Below are 20,131 nucleotides of genomic sequence, written 5' to 3'. Positions count from 1 at the left end.
AATCGATCCAAATGCCGATGCCCACGCTGGACCGTCGTCTCCTGATCGCCTTCGCCGCCACCGCCATGCTCGCCTCCGGCGCGGCCTGGGCAGCGCCTTCGAAGTCCGCCGCCGACAAGGCGTATGCCTCGGTGGACCCCTTCATCGGTACCGGTGGTGAAGGGCATACCTACCCCGGCGCGACGATACCCTTCGGCATGGTCCAGCTCAGCCCGGACACGCGCATCCAGCCGCGTGAGAAGGCCTACGGCTGGGCCGCCGGATACCGTCATGACGACAGCAGCATCGTCGGCTTTTCGCACACCCACTTCTCCGGCACCGGGCATTCTGATCTCGGCGACATCCTGGTGATGCCGTTCACCGGAAACCCGGGATTGGAACGCGGCGACCCCGAACGGCCCGGCAGCGGCTATGCGTCGCGCTTCCGCCATGACGACGAAAAGGCCGAACCGGGCTACTACGCGGTGACCCTGGACGATTACAAGGTGCGCGCCGAACTGACCACCAGCGCCCGGGTCGGTGTGCATCGCTACGCCTTCCCCAAGGGCGTCGATGCCAAGGTACTGCTGGACATGCGGACCAGCATGTACGACTACCCGGGCAAGGTGCTGTGGTCGCGGGTGCGGGTGCGTACGGACGGCACCATCACCGGTTTCCGCGAGACGCGCGGCTGGGCGCCGGGGCGCCAGCTGTATTTCGCCATGCGCTTCTCGCAACCGTTGGCAGGCCATGCGCTGCACAACACCGAGCAGGACATCGTGTACAAGGGCTTCCCGCCGCCGGGTGAGAAAGATCCGGCACAGCGCGCACAGATCGAAGGCCGCCAGCTGGTCGGCACGTTCGATTTCGGCAGGCTGGATGCTCCGCTGGTGGTGAAGGTGGCGATCTCGCCCGTGAGCGAGGCCGGTGCGATCGCCAACCTGGATGCCGAGGTCGCCGATTTCGACTTCGACCGCGTGCGTGCGCAGGCGCGGCAGGAATGGACACAGGCACTGTCGGTGCTGGACATCGATGCGCCGGAGCATGCGCGGCGCAGCGCCTACACCGCCCTGTACCACACGATGCTCGGGCCGACGCTGTTCATGGATGTGGATGGCCAGTATCGCGGCCCCGACAACGCCGTGCATGTCGCCAAGGGGTATGCCCACTATTCCACGTTCTCGTTGTGGGACACCTACCGGGCGCTGCATCCGCTGCTGACTCTGGTGCAGCCGGAAAAACGCAACAGCGACTTCATCAACTCGATGCTGGCTCACCACGAACACAGCCCGTACGGCATGCTGCCGGTGTGGTCGTTCCACGGCCTGGAAGACTGGTGCATGATCGGTTACCACGCGGTGCCGGTCATCGCCGACGCCTATGTGAAGGGCATCCGCGGCTTCGACGCCGCAAAGGCGCTCGACGCGATGGTGGAGACCGCGAACTACGGTCCCTACGACGGCATCGCGCAATACCGCGAGCTGGGCTATGTGCCCATCGATGAAGAGGGCGAAGCGGCCAGCAAGACCCTGGAATACGCGTTCGACGACTGGACCATCGCGCGCATGGCGCAGGCGATGGGCAGGAGCGAGATCGCGGCGACATTCGACAAGCGCGCGGCGAACTGGCGCAATGCCTTCGACAAGGACACCGGCTTCATGCGCGCGCGCAAGCGTGACGGCAGTTTCCGCACCCCGTTCGATCCCAGCGCCAGCGGCTACGGCACCGACTACACCGAGGGCAATGCCTGGCAGTACTCGTGGTACGTCCCGCAGGACGTGGCGGGCCTGGCCGCCGCGCATGGCGGCAGCGACCGGCTGCTGGCGAGGCTGGACGAGGTGTTCAACGCCACGGTCGATCCGGCGGTCTTCGAGCACATGGAAGACATCACCGGCCTGATCGGCTGGTATGCGCATGGCAACGAGCCCAGCCATCACGTTGCGTACCTCTATGCCCACGCTGGTCAGCCCTGGCGCACGCAGGCGCGCCTGAAGCAGATCATGGACACCCAGTACGCCGACCGTCCCGACGGCCTGGCCGGCAACGATGACGTGGGCCAGATGTCGGCGTGGTACGTGTTCACCGCGCTGGGCTTCTATCCGGTGGCGCCGGGCTCGGGGGAGTACATCCTGGGCCGCCCGTTCCTGCCAAGGACCGCCATGCGCCTGCCCAACGGCAGGACCTTCACCATCGTGGCCGAGGGGCTGGATGACAGGCACACCTATGTGGGCAGTGTGTCCCTGAACGGCAAACCGCTGCAGCGCACCTTCCTGCGCCACGACGAGATCATGGCCGGGGGCGAGCTGCGCTTCACCATGCAGGCCGAGCCGAACAGGGACTGGCCCGGGCAGGGCGCGCAGGCGCCGTACTCGATGTCAACGCCGTAACGGTAGCGCCGGGCCATGCCCGGCGGCTTTGCTGTCACACCATCCCGCCATTGGCTCGCAGCACCTGGCCATTGATCCAGCCGCCGTCGGTGCCAGCCAGGAAAGCCACCGCGCCGGCGATGTCGTCCGGCGTGCCCAGCCGCTCCAGCGGATTCATCTGCGCCAGGCGCTCGATCAGTTCCGGCGACTTGCCCTCCAGGAACAGGTCGGTCGCGGTCGGGCCGGGTGCCACGGCATTGACCGTGATGCCACGGCCACGCAGCTCCTTGCTGAGTATCGCCGTCAGGGTTTCCACGGCCGCCTTGCTTGCGGCGTAGACACCGTAGTTCTCCAGCTTGAGGCCGACCACGCTGGTGGACAGCGCGACGATGCGGCCGCCGTCGCGGACGCGTCGCGCGCTCCCGCGCAGCACGTTGAAGGCGCCCTTGAGATTGATGGCGGTGACCCGATCGAACAACGCGTCGTCGGTGGCTGACAGCGGCGCAAGCTGCAGCACTCCGGCGCTGTTGACCACCACATCGATGCCGTCGAATCGAGCCTCGACGGCATCGAACAAGCGGCTCACCGCCTGCGGATCGGCCACGTCGGCCTGCAGCGCAATGGCTTGGCCGCCGGCGGAGACCAGCTCGGCGGCCAGGGCATCAGCCTCTTCGCGGCGGCCGGCATAGTTGATCGCAACCGCATGGCCGTCGGCCGCCAGCCGACGCGAGATCGCGGCGCCGATGCCGCGGGAGCCGCCGGTGACCAGGGCGACGGTACGGGGAGAGGAGCTGGACATGAAGGCTTCCTTCGAAGACGCGCCCGCGTGGCGCCCCATCATCTTGCTGGTTCCTGCCGCCCGGATAATCATGGAGAATCCGACAACATCATCCGGATGTTCGAACAATGGATCGATTCACCGCCCTGCGCGCTTTTGTCCGTATCGTCGAACGTCGCAGCTTCACCCGCGCTGCAGAGGACCTGGGGCTGCCGAGGGCCACGGTGACCGACGCGATCAAGGCGCTGGAGCGGCGGCTGGGGGTGAGGCTGTTGCACAGGACCACGCGACGGGTGGTGCCGACCCTCGAGGGCGAAGCCTTCTATGGCCGCTGCCTGCGCCTGATCGCCGACATGGACGATGCCGAAGCCGCATTCCGTGATGTCCCGCCGCGCGGCACGCTGCGCATCGAAGTGCACGGAACGCTTGGTCGGCACTTGTTGTTTCCGCACCTGCCCGAGTTCCTGCAGCGCTATCCCGACATCGAGCTGGACGTGAGCGAGGGGGATCGCTACGTGGATCTGCTGCGCGAAGGCGTGGATGCCGCGCTTCGGGTCGGCACCCTGGCCGACAGCGATCTGGTCGCGCGGCGACTGGCACTACTGCGCGAAGTCACCGTTGCCTCACCGTCCTACGTGGGTTCGCATGGGCTGCCGGACAGCATCGACGCGCTGCTGTCCGGTCATCGGATGGTCGGTTTCCGTTCCGGTGCCAGCGGACAGTTGATTCCTCTGGAGTTCCAGCAGGCCGGGCAGGTGCGCCATGTGCCTCTGCCGGCAACCGTGCGGGTATCCGGCGCAGATGCCTTCCTGGGGGCGGCACTGGCGGGGCTCGGGATCATCCAGGCGCCGCGCTACCGGCTGGATCCCTATATCGAACGTGGTCAGTTGCTGGAGTTGCTGGCGGAATCGCCGCCCACACCCAGCCCGTTGAGCCTGGTTCACCCGCGCAACCGCACGCCGTCGCCGCGGTTGCGGGTATTCATCGACTGGATTGCCGGCGTGTTTGCGCCGGACCGCTAGCGCCCGGCAGGGCCAGCTCGAACACGGTGCCCGATGCGTCGGAGACCACGCTCACCGATCCACCATGGGCCTGCACGATGGCGCGGGTGATCGCCAATCCCAGCCCGGCGCCCTCGTGCCGGCCGCGCTCGCCGCGGAAGAACCGGTCGAACAAGCGGGGCAGTGCCTGCATGGGAATCGGCGGACCGAGGTTGTGGACAGCAATCCGGCTCGTGGGCCCGGTGCCGTCCAGCCGCACCACGATCTCCGTACCCGGCGTGGCGTGCTGCAGGGCGTTGGAAAGCAGGTTGGCGACCGCCCGGTGCAGCATCAGGCGGTTGCCGTTGGCCTCTGCGCTGCCCTCCCGCCGCAGCGTGAGCTGGCGCTCCTCGGCCAGCAGATCGTAGAACTCCAGCAGCGCATCGACCATCGCATCCAGCGCCACCCCGTCGCGCGAGGGCAGGGCGCCGGGTGCTTCGGCCTGGGCCAGATAGAGCAGATCGCCCACGGTCTGTGCCAGCCGTTGCAGCTCTTCCGCGCAGGAGAGCAGCGTCTCGCGATAGGACTCGTTGCTGCGGGGGTGCGCGAGCACCACCTGCACCTGGGTCAGCATGTTGGTGATCGGCGTACGTAGTTCGTGGGCGAGGTCTCCGGAGAACCCGCTGAGGCGCTCGAAGTCCTGTTGCAGCCGCGCCAGCATCCCGTTCAGGCTCTGCGCCAGCTGTTCCAGTTCGACGGGCACGTGCTCGGCCGTGAGCCGGCGCTGCAGTCGTCCGGCGGTGATATGGCGGGCCTCGTCGGCCAGCGTGCGCAGTGGGCGCAGCGTCTGCCGCACGACGTAGCCCCCCAGCAGGCTGCTGGCCACCGCAGCAGCGACCAGAGCGACGGCCAGCAGGTGGCGGAAGCGCTGCAGGAAGTCGGCATGGCGCGCATCGTCGATCGCCAGCAGGGTGGCCAGGCGGCTGCCATCGGCCAGCGTCTGCCGCAGATTGAGGGCGTGCAGGCGGCTTCCGTCGGCCAGCGTCCAGTCATGGCGGCGCGGTTCAGTGTCGGCGGGTTGGGTCCGCGCATGCGCGCGCAAGGCCTCCGGCGCGGTGGAGAAGAGCACGCCGCCCTGCTCATCGACGATGTGGAAGGCGATATCGGGATGGTGGCGCAGCGCATCGCCCAGGCGCTGGGCGCGCTCATCGGACGTGCCGCTGCCGGCGAGGTCGGCGATCAACGCGGCCTTGTTCTCCAGTTCGGCGAAATCCTGTGCGACCAGATCATGGCGCGCGCTCAGATAGATCGCCACGCCCAGTGCAGCAAGCACCAGCGTACCGACCGTGGCGAACAGCACGGTGAGGCGGACGGCAATGGAGCGTCGCAGGCTCATTGCGGTTGCGCTGCTTCGACCTCGGGTGCCTCCAGCACGTAGCCCATCCCGCGCACAGTGACCACCAGCTTTTCGGCGAAGCCATCGTCGATCTTGGCGCGCAGGCGGCGTATCGCCACATCGATGACATTGGTGTCGCTGTCGAAATTCATGTCCCACACCTGTGAGGCGATCAACGAGCGTGGCAGGACCTCGCCGCGCCGTCGTGCCAGCAGCTCCAGCAGCGCGTATTCCTTCGGGCTCAGTGTGATGCGCTGGCCACCGCGCTCCACGCGCCGGCGAAGCGTATCCACCACCAGATCGGCGACGACGATGCGGTCAGGCTGAGACTGGCCCTGGCCGCGTCGCAGCAGGGTACGCACGCGTGCCAGCAGCTCGGCGAAGGCGAAAGGTTTGGCCAGGTAATCATCGGCACCCAGTTCCAGCCCCTGCACGCGGTCGGCAATGCTGCTGCGCGCCGACAGGAACAGCACCGGCACCTGCCACCCCGCATCGCGCAGGCGCGACAGGACGTTCCAGCCATCGAGACCGGGCAGCATCACATCGAGGATGACCAGCTGGTACTCGCCGCTTGCCGCCAGATGCAGGCCGTCCACGCCGTCGCAGGCGAGATCGACCACGTAGCCCGCTTCGATCAGGCCCTGTCGCAGGTAATTGCCGGTCTTGGGCTCGTCTTCGACGATCAGCAGCTTCATCGTGTGCATGCCGGCCCGCGCAGCGCCGCCCTCATGCCAGTGGGTCCAGCGTGCCGAGCACGGCCACGCAGGCCAGTACCAGCAGCCCGAGTGCGGCCTCGAAGGTGAGGCTGTGACGCAGCGAGCGCAGCGGGCGGAACTGCCAGCCGCCACGGATGGCGGTGGCGAGTGCCGGCACCAGCCGCCAGCGGTGCAGCGCGGCCAGGCCGAGCATGCCCGCGACCAGGGCCAGCTTGAACAGCAGCCAGCGCCCGTGCGCGGTGTTGAACAGGGTCTGCAGCGAGCCCTGCAGATCCACGTAGGTATAGGTGCCGGTCATCGCCAGCAGGGCCACGATTACCGTACCGGGCAGGGCGAAACCATGCGCCACCTGCCAGAGTTCATGGGTGCGTTCACGCAGGGAAGGGCCCTGGGTGCGCAGGGCCAGATGCAGCACCGCGGCGATCGCGCCGACCCATGCGCCTGCGGCGAGCAGGTGGACGGTCCCGGCCGCCAGGCGCAGCGCACCGCGGATGCCGTCGCCGGCGGCGGCGTGGCCGTTCCAGGCCAGGCTTGCCAGGGCGACCGCCGAGAGCGGCAGCAGGATGACACGGCGTGCCCCGGCCACTTTCGCGCTTGCGGCAAGCAGCGGCAGCATTGCCAGCAGCGCCAGCGCACGCACCAGTGCCGCTTCGCCGACCGGTGTGGCGGTGGTGAACCATGCGACGGTCGCTTGATCGACCGCGGCAAGCGGAAGCCCCAGCACGCCTGTCACCCGCACCGCCGCGTCCAGCAGCACGACTGCCAGCGCGATCACGGCCAGTGGCAGGAAGATGCGACGCGCAGGCGCAGGGCGGATGAACAGCATCCTGCCGAACAGCAGCATCAAGGCCAGGTACAACGCCAGCCGCAGGGCATAGGGAGACAGTTCGATCACCACTGCAGCTTACTTCACGCTGAAACGATAGTCGCCGGTGACGGGGTGGCTGTCCTGGCCGACGGCGCGCCACTGCAGGCGATAGTCTCCGGCAGGCAGCGGCTTGGCAAAACTCACGACCAGCCGGTGACCATCGTCCGACACCTGCTGGGAAAGGGCAGGCATCGCCATCAGGGTGCGGCCATGGGCCATGCTCAGTTCGATGCGGGTGGCGCGCGGCATCACCCGCTCGCTGAAGGTCAGCTCGATGCGGTTGGCAGGCGCGACGCTGGCATCGGCGGCGGGCGTTGCCTTCACCAGGCTGGGGTGTGCAAGGGCCAGCGGAGCGGCGGCGAGGCCCGGCAGCAGCAGGAGCAGAGCGGCGGAGCGGCGGAGCGAAGACGACATGGTGGGTGCCTGCAGGAATGGGGCGCTCAGGCTGACGGCGGGCACCTTTCGTGGCCCTGACCCGGACATTACCGATCTGTCAGGTTGGCCGGTGCCGGGCCGGCCCGCCCTTCCCATCATCGGCGCGCGCGTGGGCAGGCACGCAGGGCGCGGCGGTTGCACAGGTGGGCCATCGCCAGCAGCCCACCGCCGCAGGCGGTGGCCATGCCGTGCCAGAGCAGCGATTCCTTCAGCGGTGGATACAGCGATGCGGACAACAGCAGGCCAGCCCCGGCCAGGGCCAGCCGCATCGGCAGCCAGTGGCGATGTCGGCGCAGGCCCGCAGCGGTGCTGGCCAGCGCCAGCAGCGAGGCGAGCAACGCGAACGCCCACTCCCAGCGTGACATCAGCAGCAGGGTGGTCATCAGGGCATGGCCGGGGTGCTGGAACGAGCGCAACGCCATCATGGCCGCCGGGACGAAGGCCAGCAGCAGCGGCAGCGCGATGCAGTGCGCTGCGCAGGCCAATGACAGCCCTGCGCCGGCCAGATCGAAACGGGGATGCCAGCGTGCCGATGCTGGCGGCTGTGGCAGACCCCTTGCAGGAACGGTGGGGATGTGGTCCATAATGTTACATAGTAACACTAACGGTACCCTCATGAAGCTTCCCGCCACGTTTCTGCTGCTGCTTGGTGCGGCGTCCGCCCACGCTCATGAGCTGCGCCACCAGGGCGCGCATGTGCATGGCCAGGCCACGGTCGATGTGGCGCTCGAACGGGAAACACTGGACCTGGCAATGCAGGCGCCCGGTATCGGCCTGCTCGATTTCGAGCGACCGCCCGCCACCCCGCAGGAGCGCGCCGCGCTCGCACGTGCGAAGGCACTGCTGAAGGAAGGCGCATGGGTCACCCTGCCGACTGCGGCCCAGTGCCGCCTTGCGGCCAGCAGCGCGGTCGCCGAGGGATTCGCTGCCGACCCGGCGCGCGACGCTGGGCATCACGGCCACGCAGGATTCAGTGCCGCCCTGCGTTTCCAGTGCGCGCATCCGTCCGCGCTGCGCGTGCTGGTGGTCCGCCTGCCGGTGCTGTTCCCCGGCCTGCATGAGGTCATCGTCAACAGCACCACGCCCGCCGGACAGGCACGGCACGTGCTGACCGCCGACACTCTGCGCGTGGTGCTTGCGCCGTGAGTGCAGCGGTCATCGATGTGCAGGACCTGCGCTTCGCCTACGCCGAGCGCCCGGTACTGGAGATTCCGGCATTGCGCGTCGATGCGGGCAGCAGCGTGCTGCTGCGCGGTGCCAGTGGCGGTGGCAAAAGCACCCTGCTGGGTGTGCTGGCTGGCGTGCTGCGCGCGCGCCAGGGCCGGGTCGACGTCGCTGGGCACTCCCTGCACGCGATGAACGGTCCGGCCCGCGATCGCTTCCGTGCCGACCAGCTGGGCGTGATCTTCCAGCAGTTCAACCTGCTGCCGTTCCTCAGCGTGCGCGAGAACATCGCGCTGGGTCTGCGCTTTTCGCGGCTGCGCAGGCAGCGCGTCGGCGCAGCGCTGGACGAGGAGATCGCACGGCTGCTGCAGTCCCTGCAGATCGACCCGACGCTGATGGACCGTCCGGCGGGCAGGCTCAGCGTGGGCCAGCAGCAGCGCGTGGCGGCGGCACGCGCACTGATCGGGCGGCCGCAGGTGCTGCTTGCCGACGAGCCCACCTCGGCACTGGACCGGCACGCGGCGGACGCGTTCGTGCGCCTGATGACCCGGCAATGCCAGGCCTGCGGCACCACCGCGCTGGTGGTCAGCCACGATGAAAGCCTGCAGCCTCTGTTCGACCGGGTCATCGTCCTGGCCGAGATCAATCATGCCGGAGCTGCCCATGCTTGAACTTGCCTGGGCCAGCCTGCGCAGCCGCGCGCTCAGTGTTGCCCTCACGGTGCTGGTGATCGCGCTCAGCGTGGTTCTGCTGCTGGGCGTGGAGCGGGTCCGCACGCAGGCGCATGAAGGTTTTGCCAGCACTGTATCCGGCACCGATCTGATCGTGGGCGCTCGCTCCGGACCGGTGAACCTGCTGCTCTATTCGGTGTTCCATATCGGCGATCCGACCAACAATGTCTCCTGGCAGTCCTACCAGGCGCTGTCGGCGCTGCCTCAGGTGAAGTGGTCGGTGCCGCTCTCGCTGGGCGATTCCTGGCGGGGCTACCGCGTGGTCGGCACCACCGGCGGCTACTTCGAGCATTACCGCTACGGTGCCGGTCATGAACTGGCCTTCGCACAGGGCGGGCCCTTCGCGGACCTGTACGATGCGGTGATCGGCGCCGAAGTGGCGCAGGCGCAGAACATCACGCCGGGCGACCCGATCGTGCTGGCGCACGGCACCGGGGCGGTGACCCTGGCCACGCATGCCGACAAGCCGTTCCGCGTGGTCGGGATCCTGCAGCGCACCGGAACACCGGTGGATGCGTCGGTGCTGGTATCGCTGCCGGCGATCGAAGCGATCCACATCGACTGGCGTTCCGGCGTGCAGCTGCCCGGCCAGCATGTCAGCGCCGAGCAGGCGCGGCGGCTTGATCTGACCCCGACCAGCATCACCGCCTTCATGCTCGGCCTGAATACCCGCGTCGCGACGTTCTCCGTGCAGCGCACGATCAACGACTATCCGGAGGAGGCGATGCTGGCGATCCTGCCGGGCGTCACCCTGCAGCAGTTGTGGCAGTCGTTGGGCACGGCCGAGCGGGCACTGCGGTTGATCAGTGCGATGGTGGTGCTGCTGGGAATGGTCTCGCTGGTGGCGCTGCTGGTATCAACCCTGCAGGAGCGGCGCCGCGAGATGGCGGTGCTGCGCGCGGTCGGCGCGCGTCCGCGCTACATCGCCGGTCTACTGGTGGTGGAGGCGGTGGCGACCAGCGCGCTGGCGTGCGGGCTGGCACTGGCGGCGCTTGTGCTGGCCAGTGCCGTGGGACGCAGCTGGGCGCTGGCGCAGTATGGTCTGTCGATCACCCACGTCTGGCCGGATGCGCGCGAGCTGGGCTGGGTGGCGGGCCTGCTGCTGGTCAGCGCCGTGGCCGGCCTGGTGCCGGCCGCGCTGGCCTACCGGCGCACGCTCGCCGACGGTCTGGCGTCGCCGGGATGAGCATGCGCCGATTGGGTGGCCTGCCAGTGTTGCTGATGCTGGTGGCCTGCGAGCGGCCGGTCGATACCGGCGTGCAGGCGCTGCCGCCACCGGTGGCGGATCAGGGCGCAGCGGCCCTGGAAGAGCAGGAGCTGGACTGGCTGCAGATGATGCCCGCCGACGAGCTGGCGGCGCTGGAACGTGGCGAAGGCCCTGAGGTGGAACACAACGGCAGCCGACGCATGCCGCAGTTCGGCACGTTCCGCACCGTCGACGCCGTGCTGCAGCGGCCGGTGCGCCTGCCGGGCTACGTGGTGCCGCTGGCCAGCACTGCGGAAGGACGGCTCAGTGAATTCCTGTTCGTCCCGTATTACGGCGCCTGCATCCATGTGCCACCACCGCCGCCGAACCAGATCGTGCACGTGGTACTGGACCGGGCAATCGAGATGCCTGACATGTACGCTCCGTTCTTCCTGGCCGGAAACCTGCACGCCGAGCGCCTGGACGATGAGCTGGCAGGCTCTGCCTACAGCATGCGCGATGCACGGCTGAAACCCTATGCGCCGTGATTGCCTTGCATGGCTCGCCGGATGCGCGCTGCTGGCCGGATGCGCCCGCGTGCCCGACGGTGCCGGACAGCACCCCGCACCGTTGCCGGCGGCGGCGCCGTCTCCGTCGGCACGCCCGATCGACCGCTGGGACGCCCTGATGCCGGACGAGGACCGTTTCCAGCGACCGCCGCCGCAGATCGGCCTGTCACGCGACGGCATGGCCGGCGTCGGTGGCCTGATTGACGACAGCGGCGCCGGCACGCCGCCCGGTCAGGCGATCGACCACTCCCGTCCGGAGCCCGCCCGGCAGTTCGGCTCTTCGCGCGTGGTGGCATCGGTGGATGGACGTGCGGTGGACCTGGACGGTTACGTCGTGCCCCTGGGCACCACCGACGATGGACGCGTGGACGAGGTGCTGTTCGTACCGTTCTATGGCGCGTGCATCCATGTACCCCCACCACCGCCGAACCAGATGATCCACGTGACGTTGGCCACGCCGATCACGCTGGGTGCGCTGTGGGACCCCTATCGACTCGCCGGGCGGGTGCAGGTCAAGCGCTTCGACGCCGACATCGCCAGCGCTTCCTACGATGTGGCGGCCGCCACACTGACGCCGATCCACAACTGATGCGCGGGCGTCCACTACTGGCGATGGCGCTGCTGGCGGTGACGGCCACGGCGGTCGGGTGGCTGTACCTGCGGACAGCGCAGCCGCAGCCGCCGCAGGCCACTTCCGTGGCGCCCACCGATGAGATGCGGCAGCGGATCGAGCGGCGGATGGGGGACGATGCGGCCTTCCGCAACGACGTGGCATTCCTGCTGGTGGCAACCCTGCGCGACCGCTGCCGGCCGGCAGAGGCAGGGCTGCTCGCGCGCATGGCCAACCGTGCCGCGCTGCCGGTACTGGCCGCGGTGAGTGCGGTGACTGCGGAGGATCCAGGCCTTGACCGTCCCATCTACCGTTACATACAGCACCGCGCCGACAGTGCCCGCTGCACGGATCCGCTGCCCCTCGCAGCGGCCGGTGGCCGCGTGCTGCACGTCGATATCGAGCAGTATGCACGCACCTTCCCGGACAGCTACTTCGATCCCACGCGCAGCAGGGCGCCGCGGGATTTCGGTGGGCATACGCTGCGCGAGCGGGCCTCCAACGCATGCAACAGCGTGGTTTATTCGGTACTGCCGCTCGGCGACGCGGACTGGCGCTGTGCGTCGCTGCGGGCGAACGCGCGGGCCCGGGTGCGTAGCCTGTGCGAGGACGAGCTGCGGCGCCAGCACGGTGACATCGCGGGCGAACTCGACATGGCCGTGGGGCAGGGCATGCAGGAACAGGTGGTCGCGGCGGTGGCGGCGTTGCCGGTGGACTGCAGGTAGCACCAGCGGCGCCTGCCAGGGGCTGAACAGCGGCTGGGTCAAAACCTGAACGCGTCGCTGCAGGGCTATAACTATACAGGATATCCGGTATAGTTATTTCAATCCTTTTTGCCCAGGTTCGTTCCCATGGCCTTGTCCCAGCCCCTGGCCGATGCCCCGGCCTTGTCCCGTGCCCGGCGTTGGGCGCTGTTGTTCACAGTGGCCGCCGGCCTGCTGCTGGTGACGCTGGACAACTCGGTGCTGTACACGGCGCTGCCCACGCTGACGGCAGAACTTTCCGCCAGCGCGGGTCAGGCGCTGTGGATCATCAATGCCTATCCACTGGTGATGGCTGGCCTGCTGCTCGGTGCGGGCACGCTGGGCGACCGCATCGGTCACCGCCGCATGTTCCTGATCGGCCTGGTGGTCTTCGGCGTGGCTTCGCTGGCGGCAGCGTTCTCTGTCACCGCAGCGCAGTTGATCGCTGCCCGTGCGCTGCTCGCCGTGGGCGCCGCGGCGATGATGCCGGCCACGCTCGCGCTGATCGGCCTCAGCTTCCATGAAGAGCGTGAGCGCAACATCGCCATCGCGATCTGGGGCTCGGTGGCGATCGTCGGCGCCGCACTCGGACCGATCATCGGTGGCTGGCTGCTGCAGCATTTCTGGTGGGGATCGGTGTTCCTGGTCAACGTGCCGGTGGTGATCGTGGCCTTCGTCGCGACGCTGCTGCTGGCGCCGGAGGGGCAGCGCGACACGTCCCGGCCGTGGGATCTGCTGTCCTCGCTGCTGGCGCTGGCGGCGCTGTCGGGGCTGGTGCTGGCGATCAAATCGCTGATCGCCACGCCGCCTTCCTATGGCCTCGGCGCGGCGGCATCGGTGCTGGCGCTGGCGGCGGGCGCCGCGTTCGCCCGCCGCCAGCGGCGCCTGCCGCATCCACTGCTGGACTTCGCGATCTTCCGCAATCCGGCATTCCTGGCCGGTACGCTGTCTGCGGTGTTCACCCTGTTTGCGATGGCGGGCCTGCAACTGCTGACCACCCAGCGTTTCCAGCTTGTCGCCGGATTCACGCCATTGCAGGCGGGCCTGCTGGTATCGGTGGCGGCGCTGGGCAGCCTGCCCAGCGCGCTGCTCGGCGGCAGCATCCTGCACCGCGTCGGCCTGCGTCCGCTGATCTGCGGCGGACTGGCCGCGGGGGCACTGGGAGTGGGCGTGGTCGCGTTCGGTTTTCCGCACGGACTGGGCTGGGTCGTCGCCGGCATGGCGATCACCGGGTTCGGCATGGGCTCGGCAATCTCGGTCGCATCCACTGCCATCCTCAACAATGTGCCTGCGCACCGTGCGGGCATGGCGTCCTCCGTGGAGGAGGTCTCCTACGAATTCGGCGGCCTGCTGGCGGTGGCGATGCTGGGCAGCCTGGGCGCAGCGATGTACGGCGCCTTCCTGCCGGTATCGGCGGATGTTCCGGCACTGGCGCGGGAAGGATTCGCCCAGGCGCAGCAGGTCGCCCGCGAAGCCGGCCCGGGCGAGTGGTTCGCCGGCGCCACCGCCGCCTATGACCGCAGCTACCAGATCGTGCTGCTGGTCATCACCGCGGTGCTGGCCGTGGGTGCAGCGCTGATCGCGCGCCTGCTGCGCGGGCGGGCGGGGAGCCGCGAGGGAGCGGCCGATCGCGTAAAGTAGTGCGATGAGAACCAGCAAGCGCCAGCGCATCCTCGATGCCGCCGTCAACGTGATCAATCGAGACGGCGTGCGCGCGGTGACCTTCGAGTCGGTGGCGGCAGAAGCCGGCCTCACGCGCGGCGGCCTGCTGTATCACTTCCCGTCGCGCGAGGCACTGCTGCGCGGCATCGACGAGCACCTGGTGCACAACTGGGAGGCGTCGATGGAAGCGCTGCTCGGCAAGCGTGCCAGCGAGGCCACGGCGCTCGAGCGCTATCAGACCTTCGTCCGCGTGTCGGCGCAGAGCGCGACGCGCGCCGAGCTGATGTTCATGCTCGAATCGGTGGACCCGGAGGCCGGCGAGCGGCCGTGGGGCCCGGCCGTGCAGCGCTGGGCGCCATCGCCGCCGCCGGCCGGCGTGGTTGATCCTGCGGCGCTGGACAATTTCGTGGCACGGTTGGCGGCCGATGGGCTGTGGATCTACGAGGCCATGTACGAAGGACAGCTGGACGACGCGGTGCGCGCCCAGGTGGCCGAGCGCATCGCGGGCCTGTTGTCACCCGGCCGATGATGGGGGTTGCCCACTGACGATGGCGGGTCCCGCCATGGCCGCGTTCATGCCGTTGGCATGTCTTCCGGCCGCAACCGCTCTGGATGGGTGTACACATTGAATCCACTGCCGCGGGCGAAGCCGACCAGGCACAGCCCTGCGCTGCGCGCCAGATCGATCGCCAACGCCGTTGGCGCGGACACGGCGGCCAGTACGCTGGCACCGGCGCGCACGGCTTTGCTGACCATCTCGTAGCTGGCCCGGCTGGAAATCAGCAGCAGTCCACCGTCGATGGCGTGCTCGTTGTGATGCAGGGCGCCGATCAGCTTGTCCAGTGCATTGTGGCGGCCCACGTCCTCGCGCACCCAGCCGATGCGCCCGTTGGCGTCGGCCCAGGCGGCCGCGTGGGTGGAGCCGCTGGCCGCATTCATCGGCTGGTGCTGCGACAGCGTGGCCAGTGCCCGCTGCAGGGCCGCCGGCGCGTAGGTCCGTCGTTCGCGTACCGGGGGCAGGGGCCGCAGCACATCCTCGAGCTGCCGTGTTCCGCACAGGCCGCAGCCGCCACGGCCGGGCAGGAGGCGGCCATCGGCCGGATCCAGACCGGCGCCCGGTGCCTCGGCGGCAACCGTCATCCGCAGTTCGATGCCTTCCAGCTGCGGCGCCACATCGATCGAGAGCAGCTGCGTCGGCGTGGTGATCAAGCCCTCGCTGAGCGAGAAACCGAGCGCAAAGTCCTCCAGGTCACAGGGCGTGGCCATCATCACCGCGAACACGGTGCCGTTGTAGTGCAGCGCTACCGGCACCTCTTCGGCGACCACGTCGGCCTGCGCCTGCACCTGCTGCCCGCCCTCACGCCAGCGCTGCAACGTGCGCTGCGCGGTGCCGGCAGGCGGAGAGGGCGGCGGGGGCGAGTCAGCCATGCAGAGTGTCCGGACAGAGTGAGCGTGTCATGGGCTGTTGGCCCACGCCCCGAGGATAACGCAGTGCGTCCGTGGCAACGCAGCAGACTCCGGCGCGCCGAAGAGGGCGCGCTGGGAGATGCGGGCCGGCTCTGGCGAAGTAGTCCCGGCCGTGCTTGACTCTGTCTGTCGTGCCCTTCGCAGTCTCGTCTCCTGGCGCCAGGTCTTCGAACATGTCCGAGCAGAAACCACCCCGTTACAAGCCCTACAACCAGCCCGCAGGCGGCTGGGGTGCGGCCGGCGCCACCGCCCGGGTTCTGCTGCAGCAGAGCGTGATCGGCAACGGCTCCAGGGCACTGCTGGCGATGAACCAGCCCGCTGGCTTCAAATGTCCCAGCTGCGCCTTCCCCGACGCCGACGAGCGCAGGAAACTGGAGTTCTGCGAGAACGGGGCCAAGGCACTGGCCTGGGAGGCGACCCGGTTCCGCGCAGATCGCGAGCTGTTCGCGCGTTACACCGTCAGCGAGCTGATGGAGCGGACCGACTACTGGCTGGAAATGCAGGGGCGGCTGACCGAGCCGATGCGTTACGACGCAGCTACCGACCACTATGTGCCATGCAGCTGGGACGAGGCGTTCGCACTCATCGGCCGTCACCTGCGGTCACTGGACAGCCCGCATCAGGCCGAGTTCTACACGTCGGGCCGCACGCCGAACGAGGCGGCGTTCCTGTATTCGATCTTCGTACGCGAGTTCGGCACCAACAACTTCCCCGATTGTTCGAACATGTGCCACGAGCCGACCAGCCGTGGCCTGCCACCCTCCATCGGTGTGGGCAAGGGCACCATCGTCCTGGAGGATTTCGAGCACGCCGAGGCGATCTTCGTGATCGGCCAGAACACCGGCACCAATTCGCCGCGGATGATGGGCAACCTGGTCGAGGCGCGCAGGCGCGGCGTGCCGATCGTGGCGGTCAACCCGATGCCCGAGCGCGCCCTGATCCGGTTTGCCGAGCCGCAGGATGTGGTGCAGATGGCGACCTTCGGCTCCACCGAGATCAGCAGCGAATTCGTGCATATCCGCATCGGCGGTGATCTGGCGCTGATCAAAGGCATGATGAAGGTGATGTTCGAGCGCGAGGCACAGGGCCAGCGCGTGCTCGACCATCGGTTCCTGGATGAACATACGGTCGGCCTGGAGGCCTTGCGCGCGGACGTGATGGCGCAGGACTGGGACGACATCGTCAGGGTCTCCGGCATCTCGGAGGCGCAGATCCGGCGCTGCGCCGAGATCTACATCCGCTCCAATGCCACGGTGATCTGCTATGGCATGGGCCTGACCCAGCACCAGTATGGTTCGCGGCTGCTGCAGCAGGTCGCCAATCTGCTGATGCTGCGCGGCAACTTCGGCAAGCCGGGGGCGGGGATCGGCCCGATCCGGGGTCATTCCAACGTGCAGGGCGATCGTACCGTCGGCATCGACGAGAAGCCGGCGGCAGCGTATCTGGATCGCCTGCAGGAGGTGTTCGGTTTCAATCCGCCGCGGGAGCACGGGCATCATGTGGTCGAGTCGATCGAGGCCATGCTCGATGGCAGCGCCAGGGTGTTCGTCGGGCTGGGCGGCAATTTCATCCATGCCGTGCCGGACACGCCCCGGGCCTACGAAGCCATGCGCAGCCTGCAGCTGACGGTGGGTATCGCCACCAAGCTCAACCGCGGGCACCTGGTGCATGGGCGCGATGCGCTGATCCTGCCGGTGGTGGCGCGCTCGGAACGTATCGTCACGCCCGCAGGCGAGCAGTTCGTGACGATCGAGGATGCGATGTCGAACGTGACCGCATCGCGCGGTGTTCTTGAGCCGGCCAGCGACCAGCTGCTGCCGGAGGTCGAGATCGTCTGTCGCATGGCGATGGCGACGCTGCCGGACAGCAGGGTCGACTGGGCAGGTTGCAGGCATGACTATGCGCGGATCCGTGACCTGATCGCTGCCGTGTACCCGCAGATCTATGCAGGCTTCAATGAGCGCATCCGGCAGCCGCACGGCTTCCATCTGGACATTGCACCGCGCCGCCGGGTGTGGCCCACCGCCAACGGCAAGGCCAACATCCTGGTGATGCCGGGCCTGGATGTGGACGACCCGGTGCACGATTCGGACATGCTGCGACTGGCCACGGTGCGTTCGCATGACCAGTTCAACACCACCATCTACAGCTACAACGACCGCTATCGCGGCGTGTACAACGATCGCAGGGTGGTGTTCATGAACATCGAAGACCGGCTGGCACGCGGTCTGGAGAAGGAGGCGCGGGTCAGCCTGGAGACGCTCAGCGCAGATGGCGTGCGGCGTCGCATCGACGGGCTGACCGTGCTCGACTACCCCATGCCACGGGGCGCGCTGGCGGGCTACTACCCTGAGTTGAATGCGCTGCTGCCGCTGGACTACTACGATCGCCTCAGCGGCACGCCTGCGGCGAAGTCGATTCCGGTACGCATGCGGGCAGACACAGGCAGCGCGGACATCGCATAGGGTCGGGCGGCGGCCCAGCCTGCCACGCCCATCGGCTATGATGCCTGCGATGAATGCTGCTGCTCTCCTGCTGCGCTGGCTGTTGCTCGTTGCCCTGGTGCTGACCGCACCGGGACTGGCGCGGGCTGCATCGGGCGACGGTGGACAGGGCGACACGGAGTACTGCGCCGCGTCGCATGAGACGGCCGTGGATCGGGCCGGATGCTGCGGCGATCGATCATCGGGCGACTGCGCAGCCAGTGAGTGCCCGTGCCCTCCCGCGTGTACCGGCGTGCCGGCGACCTCCTCCGCCGTGGCGATCACACCCTGGCGCGAGGCGCCACGCGCTGCCCTTGCACGACGGCCTGTGCCGCCGCCCCTGACCGACGCGTTGCGACCTCCCATCGTGTGATGGCCTGCAGGCGCCAGCCGCCTGTTGTCTTGCCTGTCCCATTCCCGATTTTCCCGCGCCTTCGATGCGTGGGTCGCGGGCGTTCCGCCCGCATGCACAAAGGAACCAACACGATGAACCGTTCTCTCTCTCTCGGCCTGCTGCTGGCCAGCATTCTGTCCGGCGCCGGCTGCGCCCGTGCAGCCGAAGAGGTGGCCGCGGCGCCGGGCCATGCCCACGCAGCGGCCGATGCCGCCTCCGTCCCCGATGCGCAGCTGCCGACCGCCATCGTCCACAAGACGGCCAGCTGCGGTTGCTGTGGCGTCTGGGTCGAACACCTGCAGGCCGCGGGCTTCGCGGTGGACGTGCGGGATACCGATGACATGAACCCGATCAAGCGGCGCCTGGGTGTGCCGGTCGGCAAGGGGTCCTGCCATACCGCCGAGGTCGGCGGCTATGTGGTGGAGGGGCACGTTCCGGCCGAGGACATCAAGCGGCTGCTGAAGGAGCGTCCTGCGGCGCGTGGACTGGTGCTGCCGGGCATGCCGGCCGGTTCGCCCGGCATGGAGATGCCCGACGGTTATGTGCAGCCGTACACGGTGGAACTGGTGCGCGGTGACGGCAGCACCGAGCCGTTCGCCCACCACGGCCAGGGCGGCTGAGGGTCGCTGCTACTGTGGCGGCTCACAGGCCGCCACGGCTTCAGTGCGCGTTGTCGCGTTCCCTGGCCAGCTGTGCCTCGAAACTGCGCTCGGCTGAATCCGCGTAGGCGCTGCAGCGCATCGCTGCGGCACTGGCCTTGGCGCCTGCGGCATAGTCCCAGCCGCTGGCGCCAGGATGCGGGGTCAACAGCACGTCGCAGGGCAGGCGGCGCACGGTCGCGAAGCTGCGGCGATAGTCCTCGATCAGGTGCGGATAGCGGGGATTGCCCTGCAACCGGTAGCCCGGCGCACTGAGGCTGTCCGCATAGGCAATGCGTACCGGCCTGCCATCGCGGGTGTCGTTCCAGGTCCAGGCGGTGCTGCCCGGTGTGTGACCCGGCATGAAATGCGCGGTGAAGTGCATTCCGCCCAGCGAAACGACCTCGCCGTCCATCAGGATGCGGTCGGCATTGGTCGGAGGGAAGGTGATGTCATCGCCGAAGTGCAGATCGTTGCTGCCCCCGCGCGCCAGCAGGACGGCCGTTTCGGCGTTGCTGGCGATCTGCGCGCCGGTGCGGCGCTTGAGTTCGGCCACCGCACCGGCGTGGTCGGCATGGGCATGGCTGAGCAGGATCCAGCGCAGCTGCTGCGGTGCGACGCCGCGCTGCTGCAGGTTGGCCAGCAGGTGATCGGCCATCTGCGGCATGCCGCCATCGATCAGCACCGCGCCGTCGTCGGTCTGTACCAGCAGTGCGGTCAGGTTTTCGGTGCCGATCTGCCAGGTGTGGTCGGCGATCTGCAGCGGCCTCATCGGCTGCAGCCATGAAGCATCTACCGTGTAGGCATGCAGCTGGGGCAAGGGCGGCTCTGCCGCATGTAGCGGCGGGACCGCCACGGCAAGGACGAGGGCAGGCAGGAAAGAGCGCATCGTGAAGGTTCGCTGGGAGGAGGCGCAGAAACTAGCATGGGCCTCGTCGGCCGCGTTCCGCATAGATTTCATGGCTC

The 20,131-nt window shown here is 68.4% G+C and carries 20 protein-coding genes; 12 read left to right on the top strand and 8 right to left on the bottom strand.

What is annotated here, in order from left to right:
- Positions 1-11 precede the first annotated feature (11 nt).
- Positions 12-2,366, top strand: coding sequence for a GH92 family glycosyl hydrolase (locus tag ACZLIF_RS11570; protein ID WP_128989653.1), 2,355 nt, complete (start codon positions 12-14; stop codon positions 2,364-2,366).
- A gap of 34 nt (positions 2,367-2,400) precedes the next feature.
- Here ACZLIF_RS11570 and ACZLIF_RS11565 read toward each other — a convergent pair whose 3' ends face one another.
- Positions 2,401-3,144 carry an SDR family oxidoreductase gene (locus ACZLIF_RS11565; protein ID WP_128989655.1) on the bottom strand — a complete coding sequence of 248 codons (744 nt, stop codon included), beginning with the start codon at positions 3,142-3,144 and terminating at the stop codon, positions 2,401-2,403.
- 107 nt (positions 3,145-3,251) lie between these two features.
- Between ACZLIF_RS11565 and ACZLIF_RS11560 the strand changes: the two genes are divergently transcribed.
- Entirely contained in the window at positions 3,252-4,145 is an 894-nt protein-coding gene (locus ACZLIF_RS11560; RefSeq protein ID WP_065176182.1) for a LysR family transcriptional regulator, read from the top strand.
- Here the strand turns inward: ACZLIF_RS11560 and ACZLIF_RS11555 are convergent.
- The 5 genes from ACZLIF_RS11555 to ACZLIF_RS11535 all read right to left on the bottom strand — a co-directional run bounded on the left by ACZLIF_RS11555 (position 4,105) and on the right by ACZLIF_RS11535 (position 8,102).
- Entirely contained in the window at positions 4,105-5,499 is a 1,395-nt protein-coding gene (locus ACZLIF_RS11555; protein WP_128989657.1) for a heavy metal sensor histidine kinase, read from the bottom strand. The two genes, ACZLIF_RS11560 and ACZLIF_RS11555, sit on opposite strands and share 41 nt — an antisense overlap.
- The gene (locus ACZLIF_RS11550) at positions 5,496-6,194 is read right to left on the bottom strand and encodes a heavy metal response regulator transcription factor (RefSeq protein WP_053516367.1); all 699 of its coding nucleotides are present in this window, start codon (positions 6,192-6,194) and stop codon (positions 5,496-5,498) included. The genes ACZLIF_RS11555 and ACZLIF_RS11550 overlap by 4 nt, the downstream gene beginning before the upstream one ends.
- Positions 6,195-6,225: 31 nt before the next feature.
- Entirely contained in the window at positions 6,226-7,110 is an 885-nt protein-coding gene (gene copD / locus ACZLIF_RS11545; protein WP_111187011.1) for a copper homeostasis membrane protein CopD, read from the bottom strand.
- A 9-nt stretch (positions 7,111-7,119) separates the two neighbouring features.
- Complete coding sequence (gene copC / locus ACZLIF_RS11540) at positions 7,120-7,497, bottom strand: copper homeostasis periplasmic binding protein CopC (protein ID WP_128989659.1); 378 nt, start codon at positions 7,495-7,497, stop codon at positions 7,120-7,122.
- A gap of 116 nt (positions 7,498-7,613) precedes the next feature.
- The gene (locus ACZLIF_RS11535) at positions 7,614-8,102 is read right to left on the bottom strand and encodes a MerC domain-containing protein (protein WP_128989661.1); all 489 of its coding nucleotides are present in this window, start codon (positions 8,100-8,102) and stop codon (positions 7,614-7,616) included.
- A 31-nt stretch (positions 8,103-8,133) separates the two neighbouring features.
- On the opposite strand from ACZLIF_RS11535, the gene ACZLIF_RS11530 reads away from it, so the two are divergent.
- From ACZLIF_RS11530 to ACZLIF_RS11495, 8 genes are all read left to right on the top strand, one after another.
- Entirely contained in the window at positions 8,134-8,664 is a 531-nt protein-coding gene (locus ACZLIF_RS11530) for a ZrgA family zinc uptake protein (RefSeq protein ID WP_128989663.1), read from the top strand.
- The gene (locus ACZLIF_RS11525) at positions 8,661-9,353 is read left to right on the top strand and encodes an ABC transporter ATP-binding protein (RefSeq protein WP_065176187.1); all 693 of its coding nucleotides are present in this window, start codon (positions 8,661-8,663) and stop codon (positions 9,351-9,353) included. The genes ACZLIF_RS11530 and ACZLIF_RS11525 overlap by 4 nt, the downstream gene beginning before the upstream one ends.
- Complete coding sequence (locus ACZLIF_RS11520; RefSeq protein ID WP_128989665.1) at positions 9,346-10,599, top strand: ABC transporter permease; 1,254 nt, start codon at positions 9,346-9,348, stop codon at positions 10,597-10,599. Before ACZLIF_RS11525 ends, ACZLIF_RS11520 begins: the two co-directional genes overlap by 8 nt.
- Before the next feature lie 2 nt (positions 10,600-10,601).
- Positions 10,602-11,147, top strand: coding sequence for a DUF3299 domain-containing protein (locus ACZLIF_RS11515; RefSeq protein ID WP_128989667.1), 546 nt, complete (start codon positions 10,602-10,604; stop codon positions 11,145-11,147).
- Positions 11,137-11,757 (top strand): DUF3299 domain-containing protein, encoded by a 621-nt coding sequence (locus tag ACZLIF_RS11510; protein ID WP_128989669.1) that lies wholly within the window; start codon positions 11,137-11,139, stop codon positions 11,755-11,757. The genes ACZLIF_RS11515 and ACZLIF_RS11510 overlap by 11 nt, the downstream gene beginning before the upstream one ends.
- Positions 11,757-12,503 carry a hypothetical protein gene (locus ACZLIF_RS11505; protein ID WP_128989671.1) on the top strand — a complete coding sequence of 249 codons (747 nt, stop codon included), beginning with the start codon at positions 11,757-11,759 and terminating at the stop codon, positions 12,501-12,503. The genes ACZLIF_RS11510 and ACZLIF_RS11505 overlap by 1 nt, the downstream gene beginning before the upstream one ends.
- A 126-nt stretch (positions 12,504-12,629) precedes the next feature.
- Entirely contained in the window at positions 12,630-14,162 is a 1,533-nt protein-coding gene (locus tag ACZLIF_RS11500; RefSeq protein ID WP_128989673.1) for an MFS transporter, read from the top strand.
- Positions 14,163-14,166: 4 nt separating this feature from the next.
- Positions 14,167-14,712 carry a TetR/AcrR family transcriptional regulator gene (locus ACZLIF_RS11495; protein ID WP_128989675.1) on the top strand — a complete coding sequence of 182 codons (546 nt, stop codon included), beginning with the start codon at positions 14,167-14,169 and terminating at the stop codon, positions 14,710-14,712.
- A 44-nt stretch (positions 14,713-14,756) separates the two neighbouring features.
- Here ACZLIF_RS11495 and fdhD read toward each other — a convergent pair whose 3' ends face one another.
- The gene (gene fdhD, locus ACZLIF_RS11490; protein ID WP_128989677.1) at positions 14,757-15,611 is read right to left on the bottom strand and encodes a formate dehydrogenase accessory sulfurtransferase FdhD; all 855 of its coding nucleotides are present in this window, start codon (positions 15,609-15,611) and stop codon (positions 14,757-14,759) included.
- Positions 15,612-15,823: 212 nt separating this feature from the next.
- Here fdhD and ACZLIF_RS11485 point away from each other — a divergent pair, with 212 nt between their 5' ends.
- Positions 15,824-18,115, top strand: coding sequence for an FdhF/YdeP family oxidoreductase (locus ACZLIF_RS11485; RefSeq protein WP_128989679.1), 2,292 nt, complete (start codon positions 15,824-15,826; stop codon positions 18,113-18,115).
- 504 nt (positions 18,116-18,619) lie between these two features.
- The gene (locus tag ACZLIF_RS11480; protein ID WP_128989681.1) at positions 18,620-19,147 is read left to right on the top strand and encodes a DUF411 domain-containing protein; all 528 of its coding nucleotides are present in this window, start codon (positions 18,620-18,622) and stop codon (positions 19,145-19,147) included.
- 40 nt (positions 19,148-19,187) lie between these two features.
- Here ACZLIF_RS11480 and blaL1 read toward each other — a convergent pair whose 3' ends face one another.
- Positions 19,188-20,054, bottom strand: coding sequence for a L1 family subclass B3 metallo-beta-lactamase (blaL1, locus tag ACZLIF_RS11475; protein ID WP_128989683.1), 867 nt, complete (start codon positions 20,052-20,054; stop codon positions 19,188-19,190).
- Positions 20,055-20,131: the final 77 nt, after the last annotated feature.

The sequence above is a fragment of the Stenotrophomonas sp. 2201_Sma genome, from assembly GCF_056486685.1.
This window is presented reverse-complemented; position numbering and strand designations above follow the sequence as displayed.